The sequence below is a fragment of the Natronomonas pharaonis DSM 2160 genome, assembly GCF_000026045.1.
Classification (GTDB): Archaea; Halobacteriota; Halobacteria; order Halobacteriales; family Haloarculaceae; genus Natronomonas; species Natronomonas pharaonis.
Genome location: NC_007426.1, coordinates 796772 through 818340, shown reverse-complemented (window position 1 = coordinate 818340; position 21569 = coordinate 796772). Strand labels below are relative to the sequence as shown.

The following is a 21569-nucleotide window of genomic DNA, read 5'->3' as shown; positions in this document are numbered from 1 at the left end:
TGATTCTTAAATATTGGGAGTCGGCCTGCTACTAGAACGTGGTTTGATTCAGTAGTGACGGATTCATCCCACGGCTAAAGCCGTGAGTTTTCTCCTGTATTTCGTATAAATCGCCGAGGTGTGACGGCTATCGACTTAATTAGTTCGAGTATCTAGTTCTACATAGCGTGTCGCTTCTGGTCAACGTCGTCGCAATCGCCCTTGCCGTCGCCGCGGTCGCGTACGTAGTCGCGCCGCTGTTCCGCTCGGAGTCCAGTCTCGACCGTTCACGGACGACCGGCGGGTTGTACGCTCCGTTTTTGACGGCGTCTCCGGACGCCGACGACGAGCAGGCGACGGCGCTTGTCGATGGCTGCTGTCCACACTGCGGGGCGACTATCGACGGCGACTACACGTTCTGCCGCCGTTGTGCCCGCAGGCTGCCGCGACGGCGGCCATAGATTGGGCGTGGACTATTCGCCGAGAGCTGACTCGCCGACCGGGTCCTGGCCGTCGATGACATCCGTGCCGCCCATGTATGGCTGGAGGGGTTCAGGAACGTCGACGGTGCCGTCGTCGTTCTGATAGTATTCGAGAATCGCAACGACGACGCGCGGCACTGCCAGTCCCGAGGCGTTGAGCGTGTGGATATACTCCGCCGATTCGTGCTGTTCCGGCCGATACTGGATGTGTGCCCGGCGTGCCTGAAAGTCCTCGAAGTTCGACACCGACGAAACCTCGAGCCAGCGGCCGCCGACATCCGGGCCGTCTTCCATGTCGTCGCCGGGAGCCCACACCTCAACGTCGTACTTTTTCGCCTGTGTAAAGCCCATGTCGCCGGTACACATCTCAAGCACTCGGTAGGGGAGGCCGAGTCGTTCGAGCACGTCGGTCGCTTCGCCGAGCAGTCCTTCGAGCCGGTCGTAGCTGTTTTCGGGCCGGACGAAATTGACCATCTCGACCTTGTTGAACTGGTGGACACGGACGATACCACGGGTTTCGGTGCCGTGCTCGCCGGCTTCCCGGCGGAAGTTCGGCGAATAGGCCTGCTGCTTGAGCGGCAGGTCGTCATCAAGGAGGATTTCGTCACGATACATGTTGGTGACCGGCACCTCCGCGGTCGGCAGCAGCCACAGGTCGTCGTCGTCGTATGGGTCGTCGTTGTCACCGCCGATTCGGTACGCGTCCTCGACGAACTTCGGGAACTGACCGGTTCCGCGCATCGACGCCGAGTTGACCGGAAGTGGCGGGAAAACATCGGTGTAGCCGTGCTCGTCGCGGTGGACATCGAGCATGAACTGGACGAGCGCGTGTTCGAGCCGCGCGCCCTCGCCCTTCGCGAAGTAGAAGCCGCCGCCGGAAACCTTGGCCCCGCGTTCGAAATCGAGGATATCCAGCTCCTCCCCGAGGTCGTAGTGGGGAACGACCTCGTCGGGCAGCGAGCGCCGGTCATCGAAGCCCCAGCGGTCGATTTCGACGTTGTCGGACTCGTCGTCGCCGACCGGGGCATCGGGGTGGGGCACGTTCGGAAGCCGCAGGAGCGCCGCTTCTAGCTCCGACTCTAGTTCGTCGGCACGGTCTTCGACGGCCTCGATTTCTTCTTTGAGCTCTTGGGACCGTTCGATTGCTTCTGCTGCGGCTTCCTCCTCGCCGTCGCGCTTGAGCTTGCCGATTTCGCTGGAGACCTCGTTGCGCTGCCGCCTGAGGTCGTCGCCTTCCGCCTTGAGTTCGCGCCACTCCTCGTCGATGTCGAGGATACGGTCGAGGTCGACGTCGACGCCCTTGGTGTCGAGTGCGCGACGGACCTCCTCGGGGTTTTCACGGACGAACTGCCTCGATAGCATTTGCCGGCGGTTCGCCGTCGGCCGGCAAAGTCGTGTCGGTAATCGCGGCACCCGTAGCAAGAGCAAAGCAAGTAGCAGTTGGCCGCGTGAACGCCGAGTGGTACCACGTACCGTTGGCGACAGAGCGAAGTAGCGAGGGGCGCTTGTCGCGGGCATGATAGAACAGTATCTCGAACGGCTCTTCACGTGGGAGAGCCTCAAGAACACCGAGCGGGGTGTGGAATTCGAGCTGAAAAACCGGCTCATCGAGGCGGAATTTCAGGGTGTCACAAGCGCGAAAGTCGACGGCGAGCCGGTGCCACCGGAGCGGATTACACTGGAGCTTTCCGAGTCGGAGCGCTACCAGGCCGACGAAATATCGGCGGAAAACCCGATGTACTTGGGGTTGGCAGAGACGGTACAGGTCATTCTCGACCGCCAGCGGCTCCACCTCGGTGTCCACGAAATCGAACTGGGGCTGCAGATAGAGGGGTACGGCGTGGTCGGTTTCGTGACCGACGACGAAATCAGGGAGGAGGACCTACTGGATGTCGACCCGGGCGATTACACGGTCGACGAGCTGGAGACGCTCGTCGGGGCGATTACCGAGCCGGTAACGTTGGAGCGGCTGCTGGAACGCGAACAGGAGGGGAAGGCACGGACGACGGCCATCAACTGCATCGAGGCCCGGCTGGAGGTGACGGAACCGCTGACAAAAGAGGAGATGGTCAGAGCCGAGCCGACAACGAACGCCGGCGGGACTATTGTCGGGGAGCTACTGGTCGAGCTGCTGGAGTCACCGCAGCGCGTCTCCGTGTACCTCACCGCACAGGCACTCGGCGGTGCGACGGCCGAGGAAATCGCCTCCAAGACTGTCTTCCCCGAATCCGTCGTCGAATCGACGCTTGCGGACTTCGAGCGGGAGGGGATTGCCGAACGAACCGACGACGAGGAGGAGACCTACACCGTTGCTGACCCGATATCGGTTCTCCAGAAGCGACAGCGGGACCTCTGGACGGCGCTTCGGGCGGCGTTCTGACCGCTCGAAAGCTGCTACCAGCGACCGTCGGACCTTTGACCGCCGCCGACAAAGCGCGGTGTATGGGAATCGGTGACGTTCGTTCGGTCGAGTCGGTGGTGGACTGCTACTACGTCGACACGGGGATGTACGGGACGGACGGCTACGGAGCCGTCTACATCTACGACACAGAGCGGCCGGCGCTCGTCGATACCGGCATCGGCACCCACTACGACCGCATTCTCGATGCGCTCGACGCGGTCGGCATCGGCCGGTCGGAACTGGAGTACATCATCCCGACACACGCTCATCTCGACCACGCTGGCGGGGCCGGCTTTCTCGTCGAGGAAACGGCGGCGGATGTCTACACGCCCGAGGCTGCCGCACAGTTCCTCATAGACCCGAGTGGGCTCTGGGAGGGAACAAAGCGGGCCGTCGGCGAGCAGATACAGTTCTACACCGAACCCCGGCCAGTCCCAGAGAGCCGGCTGGAGCCGCTGGCCGACGGCGCAACGCTCGACCTCGGCGACAGGGAACTCGTGCTCCATGACGCCCCCGGCCACGCGTTCCATCAGGGCATCCTCCACGAACCGGACGACGCCGTCGTCTTTGCGGCCGATGCGGCCGGCATCTATGTTCCGGAACTAGACACCGTCCGGGAGACATCACCGCCTGCAGATTTCGACCTCGAAGGCGTAGTCGAAGACGCCGAGCTGATAGCCGACCTCGACCCGGAGACAATCTGCTATGGGCACTTCGGCCCCGCACCTGCCGCCGACCGCATCGAGACCTACATCGCGGTCATCACTGACTGGGTCGAGTCCGTCGAAGCGGCACGCGAGCGGCTGGAAGATGACGAGGCCGTCATCGAACACTTCGTCGAGCAGTCGACCATCGACGAAGTGTGGGGCGAAACGAAAGGGCGGGCCGAGGTGGCGATGAACGTCAGAGGCGTGCTCCAGTATCTCGATAGCGAGTGACTGCCGGCGGCCTCCCGTCCCGGCCTACCGGAGCCCGGGAACCCGACGTTGGAGCTTCAACAGTCGGCTCATGACGCCCGCGTACAGCCAGTAGGGGACGCCGGGCGGAGCCGTCATCCCCAGGTGCTTCTGGACGGCGACGGTCTGGGCTTCCGTATACCGTGAGAGCCCGACCTCGCCGTGGCGGCGACCGACGCCCGAGTCCTTCATCCCGCCCATCGGCGCGTCGAGAGAGGCCCACGCGGCAGCGTAGCTCTCGTTGACGTTGACCGTTCCAGCGTCGATGCGCTCGGCGAGCTGCCGGCCAGCGTCGAGGTCGTCGGTCCAGACGGCGGCGTTGAGCCCGTAGTCGGTGTCGTTCGCGCGCTCGATAGCGTCCGCGTCGTCGCTGTAAGCGGAGACGGCGACGACCGGACCGAACGTCTCCTCGGCACAGAGCGCCATCGACTCATCAACGTCTTCGAGCACCGTCGGCTCGTAAAAGTACGGGCCAATATCCGGGCGGGGAGAGCCGCCAGTAAGAACAGTTGCACCTCCGGCGACGGCGTCTTCGACGTACTGCTCGACCGCTTCGAGATGTGACCCGGAGATGAGACTCCCCATCTCGATGTCGTAACTGTAGTCGGTGCCGAGTGGCATCGACTCGACGGCCGCGACGAATGCATCGAGAAACCGGTCGTAGATGGCTTCGTGAACGTAGAGCCGCTCGATAGAGAGGCACAGCTGGCCGGCGTTCGTAAAGCAGCCGCGGACGAGCCCCTCGGCCGCGCGGTCGATGTCCGCGTCGGCGCGGACGATGGCGGGGTTTTTGCCGCCGAGTTCGAGCGAGCAGTCAGTCAGGTGCCGGCCGGCCTGGCTGGCGACAGCCCGGCCAGTCTCGGTCGACCCGGTAAAACAAACGTAGTCGGCGTTCGCGACGAGCGGCTCACCGATTGTCGGCCCATCGCCGGTGACAATCTGAACGAGGTCGTCTGGCAAGCCGGCCTCCAAGAGCAGTTCGAACGCCTTCAGCGCCGTATACGAGGTCTGCTCGTCGGGCTTGAGGACAACGGCGTTGCCCGCAAGCAGGGCGGGAATCGCATCGGAGACCGAAAGCGACAGCGGGTAGTTCCACGGTGAGATGATGCCGACCGTCCCGACCGGCCGGTAATTGACTGTCGTCTCGGTCATCCCCGGCAGTGCTCCCGCTCTGGGTTCCGTTTCGAGGAACGATTCGGCGCGATAGGCGTAATACCGGGCGGTAATGGCCACGTCAAGCAGTTCCTCGTAGGCGTGTCTGCGGGCCTTTCCGGTCTCGTATTGGATGAGATCAAGCAGTTCCTCGCGGTTGTCGATAATACGGTCGTGATAGCGGATGAAGACGGCCGCTCGGTCGGAGACATCGCGGTCGCGCCAGTCGGTTTGGGCCTCGGCTGCCCGGTCGAAAGCGGCTTCGACATCGGCCGACACACAGGCCGGCAGCCGGCCGATTTCGTCGCCGGTGAACGGTGCCTCAACGGGAAACGTCGCGTCGGTCTCGGGGGCAGTGACCAGCGGTTCGAGGGCCTCAAGCGACACGGCGACCTCGGAGACGTTGCCAGCACCGGTAGATGACATACCCATACACACGATGCAGTCGTCCTTAGTCGTGCGGGAACTGGCCGAAACCGACAGAAAATGAAAATCGGAACGGGGACAACAGCAGCCGAAGCGGCCGCGGTTGTCGGCGTCCGCCGGTCAGTGGATACCGAGCGCTTCGATCTGTTCTTGGTAGCGGTTGCGGATGGTGACCTCAGTCACCTGTGCGACTTCGGCGACCTCGCGCTGCGTCTTCTTTTCATTGCACAGCAGCGACGCCGCATAGATAGCCGCGGCGGCGTAGCCCGTCGGCGACTTGCCCGAAAGCATTCCCTTCTCGGCGGTTACTTCGATTATCTCGCGTGTCTTCTGTTCGACCTCCTCGCTGAGACCGAGCTCGGAGCAAAAGCGCGGGACGTACTGAACGGGGTCGACGGGCTCGAGTCCGAGCGAGAGTTCCTGTGCGATATATCGGTAGGTCCGGCCAATTTCCTTCTGCTCGACGCGGGCGACATCAGCGACCTCATCAAGCGACCGTGGAATCCCCTCCTGACGGCAGGCAGCATAGAGGGCAGCGGTAGCGACGCCCTCGATAGACCGCCCACGAATCAGGTCGTCGTCGAGCGCGCGTCGATAGATGACCGACGCAACCTCCCGTACCGACCGCGGCACGCCGAGTGCCGACGACATTCGGTCGATTTCCGACAGCGCGAACTGCAGGTTCCGCTCGCCCGCGTCCTTGGTCCGAATCCGCTCTTGCCACTTCCGCAGTCGGTGCATCTGGGAGCGCTTCTCCGACGAAATCGACCGCCCGTAGGCGTCTTTGTCCTTCCAGTCGATCTGGGTCGTCAGCCCCTTGTCGTGCATCGTCTGGGTCGTCGGCGCCCCAACACGCGATTTCGACTGCCGCTCGGAGTGGTTGAACGCACGCCACTCCGGACCACGGTCGATGTTTTCTTCCTCAATAACCAGCCCGCAGTCCTCACAGACGAGTTCACCGCCCCCGTCCCCGCTCCGCACCAGAGAATCGGAATCGCATTCGGGACAACCAGTTTCCTGCTCCGCCTCTGTCTCCGCCTCCGCCTCGCCTTCGGTAGCGCGTTCTCGCTGTCGGGTGGGCCCTGGCATTATGCTTATATGGTTTGGTTACTCAACATATAAATGCTTTGTAGCCCCGGGCTTTTGCCCCATTCAGGTATATATTCGCATCGGTTTCGGCCGATACTGGCCCTGTGGGTCGGTTGGCAGACAGCCGACGCCGAAGGTATTTTTTCACGGCCGCAGATGAAGAGACATGCGCATCGACACTCCCGTCCGGGCCGTCATCGTGGCGGCCGCGCTAGCCCTTTTTGCTGCGGCGGCCGTCGCTGCCGGCGGCGTCGCCGCGGCCGAGTCACCCCCGCCAACAACACCGGTAGACGAAGAGCCCGACGACACCGAGGTCGAAGACGGCAGAACAGTCCCAAGCGAGCAGGTTCCATTCGGCGTGCGGACGCTCTACCGGAGCGACGACGTAGACCGGCCGAGCGGCGGTGAAAACGTCACCGTCGCTGTCATCGACACCGGCGTCGACACCGACCATCCGGACCTCGAAAGCCGGGTCTCGCTGTGCCGCGACTTCACCGGCGAATCGGTAACAGACACCTGTGAGGACCGGAACGGCCACGGGACACACGTCGCTGGCACCGTCGCAGCGGACGGCGGCGACGATGGAAACGGCATCTACGGTGTTGCCCCGGAAGCGGAGGTGTACGCGTTCAAAGCCTGCACTGACGATGGCCGCTGTGGAGCCGACCCGCTCGCGGAGTCAGTACGGGCAGCCACCGATGAGGGGGCAGACATTATCGTGTTGAGCCTCGGCGGCCGCGAAGAGCCGCGCATCTCCGCTGCGGTGGCGTATGCGACAGCGAACGGAGCAGCTATTATCGCCGCCTCGGGGAACAACGGCCCGGAGCTCGGTAGTATTCTGTATCCATCCGCCCTGAATAGCACCGTTTCCGTCGGAGCGGTCGGCCCGCGCCGCGGCCAGCAGGTCGCGACGGACAACTACCGTGTCCCGGACTTCTCGGCCCGAGGCGTTGACGCGCCGTTCGACCCGGACGCAAACGAACGGCTAGAAGTCGCCGCCCCGGGAGTCGGCGTTCTCTCGCCGGTACCGGACGGCGACTACCGCGAGCTATCGGGCACATCGATGGCTGCGCCACACGTCGCGGGACTGGCAGCGAAGCTACTGGGGTCGCCGACACCCCCGGAATCGATTTCGGAACTCCGGGAACGGCTCCGGGAGCGCGCCCCAACCTACGATGTTACGGCTGGAACTCATGCTCGTGGCGGGTATGACCCCGCTGCCGGCTTTGGGATACCCACTACAGCACCGCCGACGGCGAACATCGGCGTCGATGCCGATGTTCCGGTTGCCGACGAACCCTTCTCGTTGGTCGCCAACATCAGCGAAGCCGACAGTCAGATAGCTACCTACGAGTGGGACACGACCGGTGATGGAAGCTACGACGCTGTCGGGGAACGGGTTGAGGTGACACACGAACTAGGAGAAAGCGAGGCGCAACTCCGGGTCACCGACGCCGACGGCAAAACGACAACCGTCTCCCGCTCGGTCTTCGTCACTGACCGGCCGCGGGTGACCATACAGGCCCCTGCAACCGTCATTGCTGGCGAGCAAACGCGACTGAACGCGACGGTCGAAAACGAGGCGGGAGACACAACAGTCACGTGGACGTTCCCCGATGGAACGACAGCGACCGGTGAGACGGCGACGTACCGGTTTGAGACGGGGGAATCGGAAGTGACAGCGACCGTCGAAGACGAACACGGCGCGACAAGCACCGAGACACTCACCGTGACGGCGACCGGACCCGCCGAAGACCAGGGGCCGGCGGTCTCGGTCGCCGCCGCGCTGGCCGCTGTGGTGCTCGCTGTGGGTCTGTTGCGGCGGCGCGGGTGACCGTCGTCGGCGCTCAATCAGACGAACCAGTTTGAGCGCTCCCACGCAAACGCGACGGAAAAATCGGCCAGGGGCGTTCAGCAGCGGTCCATTGCCTCTTCGGCTTGCTCGAGGCGGTCATCGAAGGTGTCCCACTCCTCGTTCATCCCCGCGGTAGCACCTTCTTCAGCCAGTGTGGCCGCATCACGCATCGCCTCAGCAACACAGGAGAGTCCGATGACATCAGCTTCCATATGGGCCGGGAGGTCCGCGTCATCCTCCAGCCGCGTATATCGGTCAACAACCGGGGCGAGTTCCTCTTCGGCAGCGCTGAATGCATCCCGTGCTGTGTCGAAATCCTCCGCTTCGAGCGCCTCAAATCCATCCGTTATCGCTTGCAGTCCATCAGCGAGGTCGCCGAGTCCACCAATGACCTCTTCAAGCGCGCTGGCTTCGGAGGCGATTCGTTCCAGGTCCGACTTAGTGAGTGTCACCGAGATGCGGTCTTCTGCTTCAAGTTGTGAGTCGTCTACAGCATCGATAGCCGCCAGCGCATCGTCAACAGCAGCTTCAAGCTCGTCTACCGTTGTTTGCAGTAATTCGGCTTCTGCTATCGCGTCGTCGAACCGCTCGGCGTCAATGTACGCATCGAACGAGTCCATACCGTGTTCGAGTTCAACGAAACCGCCGACGACCCGAACCAGTGCTCGTTGGAATGCAACGAAGGCACCGCCGAGTTCAATCGCCGCTAGGACCTCGTCGTCGTCAGCGACAGCCGCAGCGTCTTCGAGATGCGATTCGGCCTCATCAAGGCGTGTTTCGATTGCTTCAAGTGCAGCCTCATCGGGGAGGTCATCTCTCTCGTCGAATGCTTCGAACTGCTCGAAGTTTTCGTCGAGCAATTCCATCGCCGTGTCCACCTCCTCTGCGCCTTCAGCGCCGAGGCAGCCGGAAAGCGCGACCAGTCCGACTGTGGTAGACCCCATACACATGAACCTTCTTCTAGTAGCCATATTTGCCTGTTAACACCCACCACACATTAATGTTCGCGTAATTCACCTTAATTTGGCCGCAAGCTGCGTTTGAAGGGTAATTTTACAGCTCATATATAGAGAGGATATCGTATTCTGCCCCAGTAGCAGATATCTCGTACTGGCCGCATCAGTCGACGTGGTCGGCCATCCAGCGGAACTGCGTCGCAACGCCATCGCGCCCGGCATCGGTCAGCGAGTAGACATCTTCGAGTCCCTCGACGTGCGTCTCGACGAATCCTTTCGATTCAAGCGCCTCGACGGCACCGTAGAACCGCTCCGGCGGAATGCGGCGGTCATACCGGGCTTCGAGTGCTGACTTGAGTTGCTGGGCGCGGCGCGACTCCGCATACAACAGCACACAGATATCGCGCCGGAGCCCGCTCGTGAGCCACTCCATGGGTGCTCATCGACGCGGGCGGCCACGGCTCTTTCGGAGTCGTCGGGCGGCTCCCGCCGGGACCGGTAGTTTGGCGTACGGCGACCCCTTACTGTGGTGTATGTCGACCGTCGAGGAAGGCGATATCACGGCGCAGTACCGGGAGACCGACGAGGAACGGGTGCTGGAGTTCGAAGCCGGCGGAAAGACCGCCGCCGTGGCACAGAACATCGACGGGTACGCGATGTTGAAAGTCCGACCCAGCGCCGACGGCGACGAGCTAGAACGCTACTACGGCTTTGATATGGCTATCGACCACGCGGCGGAGCTGCTCGACGTTGCGCCGTCGGAGCTACCGATACCGGAGCCGGCGGCCGACATGGGAATGTGACCACCGTTTTCGGCGCGGCGCTCCTACAGGAGCAAAAAGAGGAGGTAGGGAACGCCGAAAAGCAGGGCGGTCATCACGAAGATAATGAGCGCGTACGCAACGACGGTCCCGCCGATGCTCTGCAGCGCCGGATGCTTGAACTGGGCTGTATCCATACGCCTACCTTCGGTGGCTGGCTCTTAGATGTACCGTTCCGGGCGGAACCTGCCCGGCAGCCGAATCAGCCCAAAATATCCGCGATGCGTCGCGGTTCGTCGCTCAGCGACGGGTTTTCTTCGATGATTTGCAGCACCTCGTGGTCGGTCACCTCGGGATACGGCTTTTCGGTCGCTTCCTCGATGAGGTCCTTTTCGAGGCGGAACTCGGTACCCTCGTAGATGACATCAACCCCCTCCTCGTCGAACGAAAGAACGGTCATAGCCACGCTTGGCGCGACGAACGCATAAGGGCCACTGTTGGCGTTCGTTTCGCCGGCGGTCGGGGCTGCCTCGCCAGTGGCAGCGGCGATGGTAGTCAGCCGCCCGTCAGACGCCGAGGAGGATTTAATAGGCGTGACGCGAACGTTCGACCGTGTTCGGCCCCGACCCACTGGACGAGTTGGCGATTCCGGACGGAACCCACGTCCGGGAGCACGACCTCGTCACGGACGGTGACGTACTCGTCGGCGGCCAAAGCGTCGTCGAGCTCGGCGTCCGCGGGAGCAACATCGTCGCCGGCGAGCGAGTCCAGTTCGGCGGCGACATCGAGGCCGACGGCGACTGTCGGCTCGACATGTGGTGTGAAGTCGACGGCAACGTGCTCGTCGGCGAGGACGCCTATCTCGGCGAGCGGGTCCACATCACCGGCCAACTCATCGTCTCCGGCGACCTCGACATCGGCGACGACGTCGACATCGAGGAGGGCTTCGAGGCCAACGGCTGGATTGTCATCCGGAATCCGATGCCGACTATCGTCTTCCTCTTTGTCTACCTGTCGCATCTGCTCCGGATGGGCGACGAGGAGGCCGCCGAGGAGGTCGCCGAGGAGTTTCTGACCGACGACCAGGCGGCCGACCCGGTCGTCATTCCGCGGGGCGGCCGCGTCTCCGACGACGCCTGGCGGGTTTCGACACCCGCGACCATCGGCGACGACTGCCGGCTCCACGGCAACATCCGCGCGACAGACATCGAAGTCGGAACGGCCACGGAAGTCTTCGGCAGCCTGCGGGCGAAAGGTGACATCCGAATCGGCGACGACACCGTCGTCCACGGTGACGTGACGACGAAAGACGGCGACGTGGCTGTCGCCCCCGGCGTTCGAATACGGGGCGACATCTCCTGTGAGGCCTGTACGCTCTCGGAAGCCGCCGATGTCGAGGGAACGATTCGCGCCCGCGACGGCATCGAGTTCGAGCGTGAGCGGTCGCCGAGCGGTGAACGCGGGCGCGGAGCCGTCGCGAGTGGTCACGAGACCACAGAAACAGAGGCGGAGCCGGAAGACAGTCCGGACGAGCCAGCGGCAAAGCCCGCAACGGACGAGCAAGCAACCGACGCTGACCGCGGCGGAGCGGCAGCCGACGACGACCCGGGGACAGGCTCCGAAAGCCCGGAGGAGTCGACACCCGACGCTGCTGCCGACGGCTCGGAACAGCCGGAGGCTGATGACGAGTCACACGAACGGTCCGCTGCGTTCGTGCCGCTGGACACCACAGAGCCGAAGCCAGCGGTGCGGTCGCTGGAGGAGGCGCGCCACGACTGGACGGACGGACAAGGCGACACGACGGGCGACGGCGCCGCTGATACGGAGGCTGACGACCACAGCGACCCCACAACGAACGGCGTCGGCGACGACGATGTCTCGGCCGTCGTCACCGACACGGAGGAGTCGTAGCGACCGGGAACGATATACGAGAGCCGCCGGTAGCCCGGGTATGCTCTCGGTTGCGCTGGCCGGCAAGCCGAACGCTGGCAAGTCGACATTTTACACCGCCGCGACGATGGCCGACGCCGACACCGGCAACTACCCCTTTACCACCATCGACCCGAACCGCGGCGTCACACACGTTCGTACTCGGTGTCCCTGCCTCGATTTGGAATCTCGCTGTGGCAACGACACCTGCCACGGCGGCAAGCGGTACGTCCCCGTCGAACTGCTCGACGTGGCCGGGCTCGTTCCCGGCGCACACGAAGGAAAGGGACTCGGTAACCAGTTCCTCGACGAACTGACAAACGCCGATGTCATCCTCCACGTCGTCGACGCCTCCGGCGGAACCGACGCCGAGGGGGAGCCGGTCGAGGCCGGCAGCTACGACCCACTCGAGGACGTCGAGTTCATCGAGACGGAGATGGACCTGTGGCTCGCGGATATCGTCGAGCGGAACTGGGAGACCATCGAGCGGCAGGCCCGGTCGCCGGAGTTCGACTTCGAGGCGGCGCTGACGGAGCTGCTCACCGGCGTCGGCGCAAGCGAGTACGACGTGATGGCTGTCCTCCGAGAACTGGAGTACGAGACAGACCCGGGTGCTTGGAGCGACGCCGACCGCGAGGAGCTGGCGCGGCTGCTCCGTGAGCGGACAAAGCCCATCGTCGTTGTCGCGAACAAGGCCGACATCGCCCCCGAAGAGAACATCGAGCGACTCCGGGAGGCAGCAGAGCGTGTCATTCCCTGTACCGCCGAAGGCGAGTTGGCGTTACGCCGCGGCGTCGAGGCCGGCGTCGTCGACTACGACCCCGGCGACGAGGCCTTCGAGATTGCCGCGGAGGTTTCGGAGGCACAGCGGCAGGGCCTCGAATCGGTCCGGTCGGTCATCGACCAGTGGGGCGGCACCGGCGTTCAAGAGGCACTCGACGAGGCGGTCTACGGACTCCTCGACCAGATTACAGTGTATCCGGTGCAAAACGAGACACGCTGGACGGACGGACAAGGCGACGTGCTTCCCGATGCGTTCCTGCTGCCGTCGGGAGCGACGCCAAAAGACCTCGCGTTCGCCGTCCACTCGGATATCGGCGAGGGATACCTCCACGCTGTCGACGCCCGCGAGGAACGCCGTATCGGCGAAGGCCACGAACTCGCCGAGGGCGACGTTATCAAAATCGTCTCGACGGCGAGCTGAACGGGCTACCGGAGCGCGGCCGTCGCTTCGCCCATTACTTCGAGGGCATCTTTCAGCGTCTCGACATCGACCGCATACGAGATGCGCGCGTGGCCGGCACCGGCGTCGCCGAACGCCTCGCCGGGAACGACGACGACACCGCGGTCGATGACTTCATCCGTCCAGCCGTCCGGCACCTCCGGCATCGCATAGAAGGCTCCTTTCGGCGTCGGAACTGAAAGGCCCATATCTTCGAGCCCGTCAACGAGTACGTCACGGCGGGTCTCGAAGGCCGACCGCATCTCTTCGACCGGCTCCTGCGGTCCCGAAAGCGCCGCTTCGGCTGCGTACTGGGCCGGGGCAGAGGCACAAGCCTGTGCGTACTGGTGGACCCGGAGCATCCGGTCGATGCGCTCGCTCGTACCGGTGACCCACCCGAGCCGCCAGCCAGTCATCGAGTAGGCTTTCGAGGCGGCGTTGACGACGACGACGTTACCCGTCTCGTCGAAGGCCGCCGGCGACCGATGGACGCCGTCGAAAACGAACGGTTCGTAGACTTCATCGGAAAGGCAGACGACATCGTGGTCGGCGGCGATGCGTGCGAACTCCCGCATATCGGCCTCGCTTTGGACCGCACCCGTCGGGTTCGCCGGGCTGTTGACGACGAACATCGCGGTGTCGTCGGTGATAGCCGCCTCGACATCGGCCGGCGAGAGCGTCAGGTCATCACGCAGCGAAACCGGGTTCGGTTCACCGCCCGCGATATGCGTCAGCGCGTCGTAGGAGACGAAGCCGGGATCGGGGAAGATGACCTCCTCGCCGGCGTCGACGTGGGCTTCGATTGCCAGATGGAGCGCCTCGCTGCCGCCCGAGGTGGCGACGATGTTCTCCGGGTCGACGGCGAAGTCGTTGTCGCGGTCGTACTTCGCGGCGATTGCCTCGCGGAGTTCGCGAGTGCCCTTGTTCGAGGTGTAAGCGTCGACATCGCCGGCCTCGATGGCTTCGATGGCTGCCTCACGGACGTGGTCCGGAGTCGGAAAGTCCGGCTGGCCGAGGCCGAGATTGATGGCGTCGTCGCCGGCCGCTTCGAATACCTCACGGATACCGCTTATCGAGACCCGCTCGACGCGGTCGGAGAAGTCGGTCATAAAAGAACTGCCGGTCCGCGCCACGTTAATTCTGCTGGAAGCGGTCGTCGCTCAGGCGTCGTCGTGTGCCTCGCGGAGCGTCTCGATATGTTGTCGGAGCTGTCGAAGCGTCGCGTCGGCGTCGGCGTATCCCTGGTCGTACTCTTCGAGAACCGTCTCGGATTCGGCAAGGAACGTTTCGATGGCGTCGTCAGTGTCGGTCATAGAACCGAAGTCGTGCCGGCGACTCAAAAGTCCAGCCGTCCGCGGTCAGTGCTGGAACGCCCGCTGGCCGGTGAAGGCCATCGCGATGTCGTGTTCGTCGGCGGCCGCGATGACGTCCTCATCGTTGACCGAGCCACCGGGCTGGACGACGGCCTCGATGCCCGCCTCGGCAGCCTCTTCGATGCCGTCGGGGAACGGGAAGAAGGCGTCGGAGGCCATCACGGCCCCGTCGGCGTCCTTGCCCTCGGCGTGTTCGTCGGCTTTCATCGCCGCCAGTCGGACGGCGTCAACCCGTGAGACCTGTCCCATCCCGACGCCGACTGTCTCGGTGTCTTTCGCAAAGAGGATGGCGTTGGACTTGACGTGTTTGATGGTCTGCCACGCAAAACACATCGTCTCCAGCTGGGCGTCGGTCGGTTCGCGCTCGGTGACGACTTCGAGGTCGGCCGGCGAGATCGACTGACGGTCCCGCTCTTGGACGAGATGGCCGCCCACGAGGTCGGACTCGACAAGCGGCTCGGGGTCGGCATCGAAACCACCGACTTCGAGGACGCGGAGGTTTTCTTCGGCACAGAGCACATCGAGCGCGGCGTCGGTGTAGGTCGGCGCGACGACGACTTCTTTAAACGAGTCGACAATCCGCTCGGCGGTAGCAGCGTCGCACTCACGGTTGAGGGCGACGATACCGCCGAAGGCGCTCATTGGGTCCGTCGAGAGTGCGGCCTCGTAGGCGTCAGCAAGGTCGTCAGCGGTCGCACAGCCGGCGGGGTTGGTATGCTTGATGACCGCGGCAGCCGGCTCGTCGAACTCCTTGACGAGGCGCAATGCGCCGTCGGCGTCGTTGTAGTTGTTGTAGGAGAGGGACTTCGCACCCTCGTTGTGCTGGACCGCATCAACGACGTTGGCCTCCTCGCAGGTGCGGTCACGGTAGACGGCGGCGTCTTGGTGAGGGTTCTCGCCGTACCGGAGCTCGCGGCCGCGGTCGGCGCGGCTGAGACGCCGGGCAGGGAGCTGCCCACCGTCGTCGCCGTCGACCGTGACCTCGCCGTCGGATACGGTGACGCGGTCCTCGGCAAACCACTCGACTGCACGCGGATAGGCGGCGAACTCGGCCTCGTAGAGAACGCGCTCTTTGAGCGCATCGGTGTCGTCGCCGTCGTAGACGGGAACCGGCTCTTGGGTGACGATAGGACCGCCGTCGACTGTTTCGTCGACGACATGAACAGTGCAGCCGGTGACAGAGACACCGGCGTCGAGAACCTGCTCGTGGGCGTCCATCCCAGGGAAGGCAGGCAGAAGCGACGGATGGACGTTCAGCGTCGTCGGCGCGCCGTCGAGGAAGTCATCCGTCAGGATTCGCATGTAGCCGTCCAGACAGACGAGGTCGATGTCGTAGTCGGCGAGACGGTCGAGCACCCGCTGCTCGTGGTCAGTTCGGGGCTCGTCGTCGCCGCGCTCGACGACCTCGGTTGGGATACCGCGTTCGGCAGCCCCTTCGAGCACCGGCGCGTCGGCGTCGTTCGTCAGGATGACCGAAAACGTCGCGCCGCCTGGCGCGGCGTCGGCCAGATGCAGCAGGTTGCGACCGCGATTCGAAGCCATACCGGCGAGTTTCATACGCCGAAGGGGCCGCTCCGTGGCAAAAGTAGTTGCGGTTAGCGACGGCAATCTATGCACGAAGACGGATATATTGGGCAGTCAATCGGGATGCTATCAAGATAGTATGCATATTCGTGGCTATCAGTTGTCGACCGAGTGTCCTGTTGGAGTTCGTCAGTGAAGCGTTCCCTCGCGATGCTCGGCGTCGTAGGCAAACAGCGCGTAGCCGACGTCAGCCGTGCTGTAGCCCGTCTTGGCAGCGATGGTCCGAATCGGCTCGATCATTCGCACGTAGTCGGCCGCGTCGAAGCTCTCCTTTCGACCCTCCAGATAATCGAATCGCTCCAGAGAGGCCCACACCCGAGTGTCAACGACGGCATGGGTCGTCGAGTCGAGGGCGGTCAGCACACACGAGGCGGTCGGGGCTTTGAAGCCTGAAAGCCCCGAGAGAAGCTGTATCTTCGAGAAGTCGCCGTCGACGGCGCGTACATTGCGGGTGACCTCCCGACACCGGTCTTCCGGGTTCGACTCGACGTGGTAGGCGCTCCGCGTCGACGACTCGTAGGCGATGTCGTAGAGTTGGTCGCGGGTGAGATAGCCTTGCTCGCGGTATCGCTCACCGAACGATTCGAGCCGCTCGGGGAGTACGCCCTGCGTTTCGGCGTAGCTGTCCAGATACGTTTCGACGGTGGCTGCGTCCATACGGTCGGCGGCAGGCGGCCCGTCGGGTTAGGTGTGGCCCTTTGTGCCTTCACCGACGCGTCTGACCGGGGGACCGACACCCTTTTTCAGCGCGTCGTCGCAGGCACGAGTATGACCGAACGGGGTCCGCTGTACGCCGTCTCGCCGCTTGACGGCCGCTACGCCCGATACACCGAACCGCTCACCGACTACGCCAGCGAGGCCGCACTGATGTGTGCCCGCGTCGAGGTCGAGGTCGAGTACCTCATCGCGCTCGCCGACCTCGATGCGACACCGCTGTCGCTCACGGAGACGACCCGCGAGAACCTGCGGGACTGCTACCGGGAGTTCGACGCCGAGGATGCCGATGTAATCAAACAGCTCGAAACGTCGGGCTACGGCGACTACGAAGCCACGAACCACGATGTCAAGGCCATCGAGTACTTCATCCGAATGTACCTGCCCGACGAGGACGAACAGGGGCCGTGGGTCCACTTCGGGCTCACAAGCGAGGACGTGAACAACCTCGCCCACCGGCTGCTCGTCAAGCCGGCCGTCGAGGACGTGTTGGTGCCCGAAATCCGGTCGATACGGGACGCTCTCGCCGACAGCGCTCGCGAGCACCGTGACGTGCCAATGTTGGCCCGAACCCACGGCCAGCCGGCGACGCCGACGACCTACGGCAAGGAGCTGGCCGTCTACGCCGCCCGGCTCGGGCAGGCGCTCGGCCGGCTGGAGGCCGCCGCCGACGGGATTACCGGAAAGCTTGCCGGCGCGTCTGGCACCTACGCCGCCCACGAGGCTGCCTACCCGGATGTCGATTGGCAGGCCGTCTCGCGGTCGTTCGTCGAGTCGCTTGGACTGGAATGGCGAGCGCTCTCGACGCAGGTCAACCCCTGCGATGACCTAGCGGCGGTCTTCGACGCCCTTCGCGGCGTTAACAACGTGCTTCGGGACCTCGATTTGGATATGTGGCTCTACGTTTCCGACCGCTATCTCGGCCAGAAATCCGTCGCTGGCGAAACCGGCTCCTCGACGATGCCGCATAAGGTCAACCCCATCGACTTCGAAAACAGCGAAGGGAACCTGACGAAGGCCAACTCGGATTTGACGTTCCTCGCCGACTACGTGACGACCTCGCGCCTCCAGCGGGACCTCTCGGATTCGACTGTCAAGCGGAACATCGGCTCGGCGTTCGCCTACTGTCTCATCGCCTACGAGAAGACCCAACGCGGTCTCTCGAAGGTAACGCCGAACGAGGCGGTCATGCAGGAATCGCTCGATGACAACCCCGAGGTCATCGGGGAAGCCGTACAGACCATCCTGCGCCGCGAGGGCGACACCGAGGCCTACGAGCGCATCAAGGCGCTGACACGCGGCCAGCGGGCGACACTGGCGGACTTCCGAGAGCTGTTCGACGACCTCGATGTCGACGAGTCGGTCAAAGCGGAGCTACGAGCGCTCTCGCCGGCCGGCTACACCGGTATCGGGGCGGAACTGGTCGACGAGCTCGACAACTAAGCGATATCCACGTTTTAGCTGATTGCAGGCGCTAAGCCCCCTTCCTCAACGAGCACCGCAGTCCGCGCAAGCGGACAAGGAGCGTTAACGAGAGCGGAGCTCTCGTTTGCACATCAGAACGCTTTGCGTTCTGAGGACGCAGTAGGGAGGGGATACAGCGTTCACGAGAGCAAGCTCTCGTGCAGCCCATCAGAAACTACGTTTCTGAGGACGTCCCCAGAAATCGGAGATTTCTGGTGTGCGAACGAATCGCTCTGCGATTCGTCCACGCCGTCTTCGTTTTACTTTCACTCTGTGCCGGGTATTTACAACACTGCCAGTCGAAGACTGGAAGTGTGATGGTAGCTACTCATCGTCTCGGCTTAGAGTCCGGCAAAAAGGACGGTCGAGATGAATCTCGCCATCACCACCGAGTAGGAGTGGGTCACTCCGAATTCACGCCTGTGGAGACTGCGCTCCCTGCGCGGATGGTCGGCGTCAGCCGAGCATCCGTGAAAAAGCGTGTCGCGGAACCAGGAAGTCGTTCGAAAGACTACGTCTTTCGTGATCACGAGAGACTCCGTCTCTCGGACGACCCCACCCTCAGCGAGCGCATCAGCGCGAACAGGGTGGGGTAGTTCACCCCACGTCGGAACAGCCTGTGGGACAGAGCAGCCGCTTCGACGGGCACACCACGCGACCTATGCGGGGCGAGCACGAAACGTGTGCCAATGAACCGGCGACAGTTTCTCGCTGCCGGCGCGCTCGTCGCAGCGGCCGGCTGCCTCGGGCCGGACGACGCCGAGCCACCGGCCGCAGTCGACGGCCAGGGAGCGTCAGGACGCCCCCAGCCCGACGCAAAGCCAGATGCAGTGTACATGCCGACTCATCGGGAGGCGATGGTCCACCTCCCGGTCGCCGAGGCCGGGCCGTACCGGCTCTCGCCGATGGTGGCGTTCGCCCACGAGTTCTGGCTCGTCACCGGCAGCGAAACCGAGCGGGTCGACGCAAGCGACCCCGGTCTTCACGTAATGGTTACCCCGTGGGATGCCGAGACCGGTCAAGTACTGCCGGTCGATACCGGCGGAGAGATGCGAATCTACCGGGACGAAAACCGCATCGACCAGCGCGCGCCGTGGCCGATGATTTCCCAGACGATGGGCTTTCACTTCGGCGACAACATCCCGATACAGGAGCCCGGTACCTACACCGTCGAGGTCGATGTCAACCCGGCGGGCGTCAGGACAACCGGCGACTTCGACGGCCGGTTTATGGAATCAGCGACGGCAACCTTCGAGTTCGATTACGATGACGCGGTTAGAGAAGAACTCGTCGAGGGCACCACGTTCGTCGATGCGGACCGCTGGGGCGAACGCGGCGCGTTGGAGCCGATGGGGGAGCCGGACCGCAGCGACCACGGCGAACACGACCACGGCGATGGTGGTGACCACAACGGCGACCACAGCGACCACAACGGCGACCACAGCGACCACAACGGCGACCACAGCGACCACAACGGCGACCACAGCGACCACAACGGCGACCACAGCGACCACAACGGCGACCACAGCGACCACAACGGCGACCACAGCGACCACAACGGCGACCACAGCGACCACAACGGCGACCACGGCGAACACGACCACCACGAGATGCCGTTTTCAGCCCTCCCACGCGCCGAGGAGTATCCGGGGCTGGACCTCGGCGTTCACGAAAGCGGCGATGCCCGATTCGTTGTCCGGTACGCTGAGAACCACCGGTTGGCCGACAGCGGCGGCGGCTATCTCCTTGTCTCGCCGCGGACGCCCTACAATCGGGTCCCGCTCGCCGACATGGCACTGTCAGTACGCGGAACCGTCACCACCGACCTCGAACAGACGCTCGACAGCGAGGTCGGCCTCCACTACGGGGCGTCTGCCGACCTCACGGCCGGCGACGCCTTCGACCTCGTCGTCGAAACCCCGCCGCAGGTCGCCCGACACGCCGGCTACGAGACCGCGTTCCTCGACATGCCGTCGATGCCCGTGGAGGTGCCGGACCGATGACTCGAAAGCTGTCCAGACGCCAGCTTGTAAGCGGGCTTGCGGCCGCGGGAGCGGGAGTAGCAGCCGGGTGTACCGACGGCGAGGAGGGCGACTCGGAGGATGAAGAAGACACTGACATCGACCCCGGGCTTGCTGTCGGCGACCGGGCGTTGAGTTCGGCCTTCCCGCTGGAACTGTACGAGCCCGGAACGGACGAACGCGTCGCAACCGTCCACTGGCACGGCCCCGAGTTCAGCCACTGGCATTTCGGCCCGCTGGAGATTCCGGCCGGTGACAGCCGGACGCTCCAGGCGCAGTTCAACGCCGACGGCGGCGGGACCATCGACATCGGGGAGGGCGAACCATACGCGGTGTCGGTCGGCCGGACCGAAGCGACACCGGAGGAGTTGCTTTCGGTGTCGGTTGCGGGCGACGAGATAACGGTCAGCGGCGGGGAAAGCGGAGAGGGAGAACTGGTCTTCCAGCTCCGGCACGAAGGCGACGTGGTGTGGGTGTCGCCGCCGCTTTCGACGGACGTAGCCGGCGACTGACGGCCGGTGGAGAGGACGCCTTCGCATACCAGCACACGAAGCTACATCACGCCAGCACCCGAGATGTAATCCAACCGCAGCGGCGGGACTCAACCATGACAGACGGATATACGCGCCGGACACTGTTGGCCGCCGTCGGAGCGACGGCCGTCGGCGGCGTCACAGCGGGTGTTTTGGCACAGCGGACGGCCAGCGGTGTCTCGGGGGCGACTATTCAAGCCGACGGAGAGGTTGTACTGGACGACAAAAACCTGTACGATGCGACACTCGTCGAGATTATCGACGGCGACACGGCGGATTTCATCGTCGACGTTGGGCTCAACACGAAGCGGAAGATACGGGTTCGGCCGACAGACATCGATACGGCCGAAATATTCGGTGTGTCCGAAGACAGCGACGAGTATGCACGGGGGAGAGCGCAAAAACAGTTCGTCGAGGAGTTGCTGTCGGACGCCGACCGGCTCGTTTTCCGCAGCGAGGAGGATACGGCGGCGTACAACGAACGGTTCCCGCATGCCTTCGAGACGACCCGGAGCGGCAAAGGCGGCTTTGGGCGATGGCTGGGCGATATCAACGCCGACGGGGTGTGGTGGTCTGAGGCAGTGCTTGAACGCTGGCCCGACGCGACGTACGATGGATGAACTCGTCTCTAATGCGTTCGTCGAACGCGCCAGAACTGCCTTTTGATGTTGT

Annotated in this window: 22 protein-coding genes; 11 read left to right on the top strand and 11 right to left on the bottom strand. The window is 63.8% G+C overall.

All coding sequences use genetic code 11. From position 1 onward, the window contains the following. Positions 1-167: 167 nt before the first annotated feature. Positions 168-440 (top strand): DUF7577 domain-containing protein, encoded by a 273-nt coding sequence (locus NP_RS04215; protein WP_011322571.1) that lies wholly within the window; start codon positions 168-170, stop codon positions 438-440. Between the two features lie 12 nt (positions 441-452). On the opposite strand, the gene serS is transcribed toward NP_RS04215, so the two are convergent. Continuing rightward, positions 453-1823, bottom strand: a complete 1371-nt coding sequence (serS, locus tag NP_RS04210; RefSeq protein ID WP_011322570.1) for a serine--tRNA ligase — start codon at positions 1821-1823, stop codon at positions 453-455. 154 nt (positions 1824-1977) lie between these two features. Here serS and NP_RS04205 point away from each other — a divergent pair, with 154 nt between their 5' ends. Then, complete coding sequence (locus tag NP_RS04205; RefSeq protein WP_011322569.1) at positions 1978-2841, top strand: hypothetical protein; 864 nt, start codon at positions 1978-1980, stop codon at positions 2839-2841. Between the two features lie 62 nt (positions 2842-2903). Further along, the gene (locus NP_RS04200) at positions 2904-3800 is read left to right on the top strand and encodes an MBL fold metallo-hydrolase (RefSeq protein ID WP_011322568.1); all 897 of its coding nucleotides are present in this window, start codon (positions 2904-2906) and stop codon (positions 3798-3800) included. 24 nt (positions 3801-3824) lie between these two features. On the opposite strand, the gene NP_RS04195 is transcribed toward NP_RS04200, so the two are convergent. Next, on the bottom strand, positions 3825-5402 hold the full coding sequence (locus tag NP_RS04195; protein ID WP_011322567.1) for a succinic semialdehyde dehydrogenase: 1578 nt from the start codon (positions 5400-5402) through the stop codon (positions 3825-3827). Positions 5403-5516: 114 nt separating this feature from the next. Continuing rightward, a complete protein-coding gene (locus NP_RS04190; RefSeq protein ID WP_011322566.1) occupies positions 5517-6485 on the bottom strand; it encodes a transcription initiation factor IIB in 969 nt (322 codons plus the stop codon). A gap of 166 nt (positions 6486-6651) precedes the next feature. Between NP_RS04190 and NP_RS04185 the strand changes: the two genes are divergently transcribed. Next, complete coding sequence (locus tag NP_RS04185) at positions 6652-8319, top strand: S8 family serine peptidase (RefSeq protein ID WP_011322565.1); 1668 nt, start codon at positions 6652-6654, stop codon at positions 8317-8319. Positions 8320-8396: 77 nt separating this feature from the next. Here the strand turns inward: NP_RS04185 and NP_RS04180 are convergent, their stop codons facing one another. Then, positions 8397-9284: a hypothetical protein gene (locus NP_RS04180; RefSeq protein WP_148215429.1), complete on the bottom strand. Its 888-nt coding sequence runs from the start codon at positions 9282-9284 to the stop codon at positions 8397-8399. Positions 9285-9459: 175 nt separating this feature from the next. Continuing rightward, entirely contained in the window at positions 9460-9729 is a 270-nt protein-coding gene (locus NP_RS04175; protein ID WP_011322563.1) for a PadR family transcriptional regulator, read from the bottom strand. 100 nt (positions 9730-9829) lie between these two features. On the opposite strand from NP_RS04175, the gene NP_RS04170 reads away from it, so the two are divergent. Then, positions 9830-10099 (top strand): DUF7111 family protein, encoded by a 270-nt coding sequence (locus NP_RS04170; RefSeq protein ID WP_011322562.1) that lies wholly within the window; start codon positions 9830-9832, stop codon positions 10097-10099. A 23-nt stretch (positions 10100-10122) separates the two neighbouring features. On the opposite strand, the gene NP_RS15070 is transcribed toward NP_RS04170, so the two are convergent. Further along, on the bottom strand, positions 10123-10254 hold the full coding sequence (locus tag NP_RS15070; protein ID WP_011322561.1) for a hypothetical protein: 132 nt from the start codon (positions 10252-10254) through the stop codon (positions 10123-10125). A 65-nt stretch (positions 10255-10319) separates the two neighbouring features. Then, positions 10320-10517 carry a DUF5800 family protein gene (locus NP_RS04165; protein WP_011322560.1) on the bottom strand — a complete coding sequence of 66 codons (198 nt, stop codon included), beginning with the start codon at positions 10515-10517 and terminating at the stop codon, positions 10320-10322. A 152-nt stretch (positions 10518-10669) separates the two neighbouring features. Here NP_RS04165 and NP_RS04160 point away from each other — a divergent pair, with 152 nt between their 5' ends. Both NP_RS04160 and NP_RS04155 read left to right on the top strand, forming a co-directional pair. Further along, positions 10670-11968, top strand: coding sequence for a polymer-forming cytoskeletal protein (locus NP_RS04160; protein ID WP_011322559.1), 1299 nt, complete (start codon positions 10670-10672; stop codon positions 11966-11968). A gap of 40 nt (positions 11969-12008) precedes the next feature. Beyond that, complete coding sequence (locus NP_RS04155; RefSeq protein ID WP_011322558.1) at positions 12009-13190, top strand: redox-regulated ATPase YchF; 1182 nt, start codon at positions 12009-12011, stop codon at positions 13188-13190. 5 nt (positions 13191-13195) lie between these two features. Here the strand turns inward: NP_RS04155 and NP_RS04150 are convergent, their stop codons facing one another. The 4 genes from NP_RS04150 to NP_RS04140 form a co-directional block, all read right to left on the bottom strand. Continuing rightward, on the bottom strand, positions 13196-14317 hold the full coding sequence (locus NP_RS04150) for a pyridoxal phosphate-dependent aminotransferase (protein ID WP_011322557.1): 1122 nt from the start codon (positions 14315-14317) through the stop codon (positions 13196-13198). A gap of 51 nt (positions 14318-14368) precedes the next feature. Continuing rightward, entirely contained in the window at positions 14369-14521 is a 153-nt protein-coding gene (locus NP_RS14725) for a hypothetical protein (protein ID WP_011322556.1), read from the bottom strand. Positions 14522-14566: 45 nt separating this feature from the next. Further along, positions 14567-16138, bottom strand: a complete 1572-nt coding sequence (purH, locus tag NP_RS04145) for a bifunctional phosphoribosylaminoimidazolecarboxamide formyltransferase/IMP cyclohydrolase (protein ID WP_011322555.1) — start codon at positions 16136-16138, stop codon at positions 14567-14569. 156 nt (positions 16139-16294) lie between these two features. Beyond that, on the bottom strand, positions 16295-16822 hold the full coding sequence (locus NP_RS04140; RefSeq protein WP_011322554.1) for a hypothetical protein: 528 nt from the start codon (positions 16820-16822) through the stop codon (positions 16295-16297). Between the two features lie 111 nt (positions 16823-16933). On the opposite strand from NP_RS04140, the gene purB reads away from it, so the two are divergent. The 4 genes from purB (at position 16934) to NP_RS04120 (ending at position 21517) form a co-directional block, all read left to right on the top strand. After that, positions 16934-18322, top strand: a complete 1389-nt coding sequence (gene purB / locus NP_RS04135) for an adenylosuccinate lyase (protein WP_011322553.1) — start codon at positions 16934-16936, stop codon at positions 18320-18322. Between the two features lie 710 nt (positions 18323-19032). Further along, positions 19033-20346, top strand: a complete 1314-nt coding sequence (locus NP_RS04130; protein ID WP_011322552.1) for a DUF7350 domain-containing protein — start codon at positions 19033-19035, stop codon at positions 20344-20346. Further along, entirely contained in the window at positions 20343-20876 is a 534-nt protein-coding gene (locus NP_RS04125) for a hypothetical protein (RefSeq protein WP_011322551.1), read from the top strand. The genes NP_RS04130 and NP_RS04125 overlap by 4 nt, the downstream gene beginning before the upstream one ends. Positions 20877-20971: 95 nt before the next feature. Next, positions 20972-21517 (top strand): hypothetical protein, encoded by a 546-nt coding sequence (locus tag NP_RS04120; protein ID WP_011322550.1) that lies wholly within the window; start codon positions 20972-20974, stop codon positions 21515-21517. Positions 21518-21569: the final 52 nt, after the last annotated feature.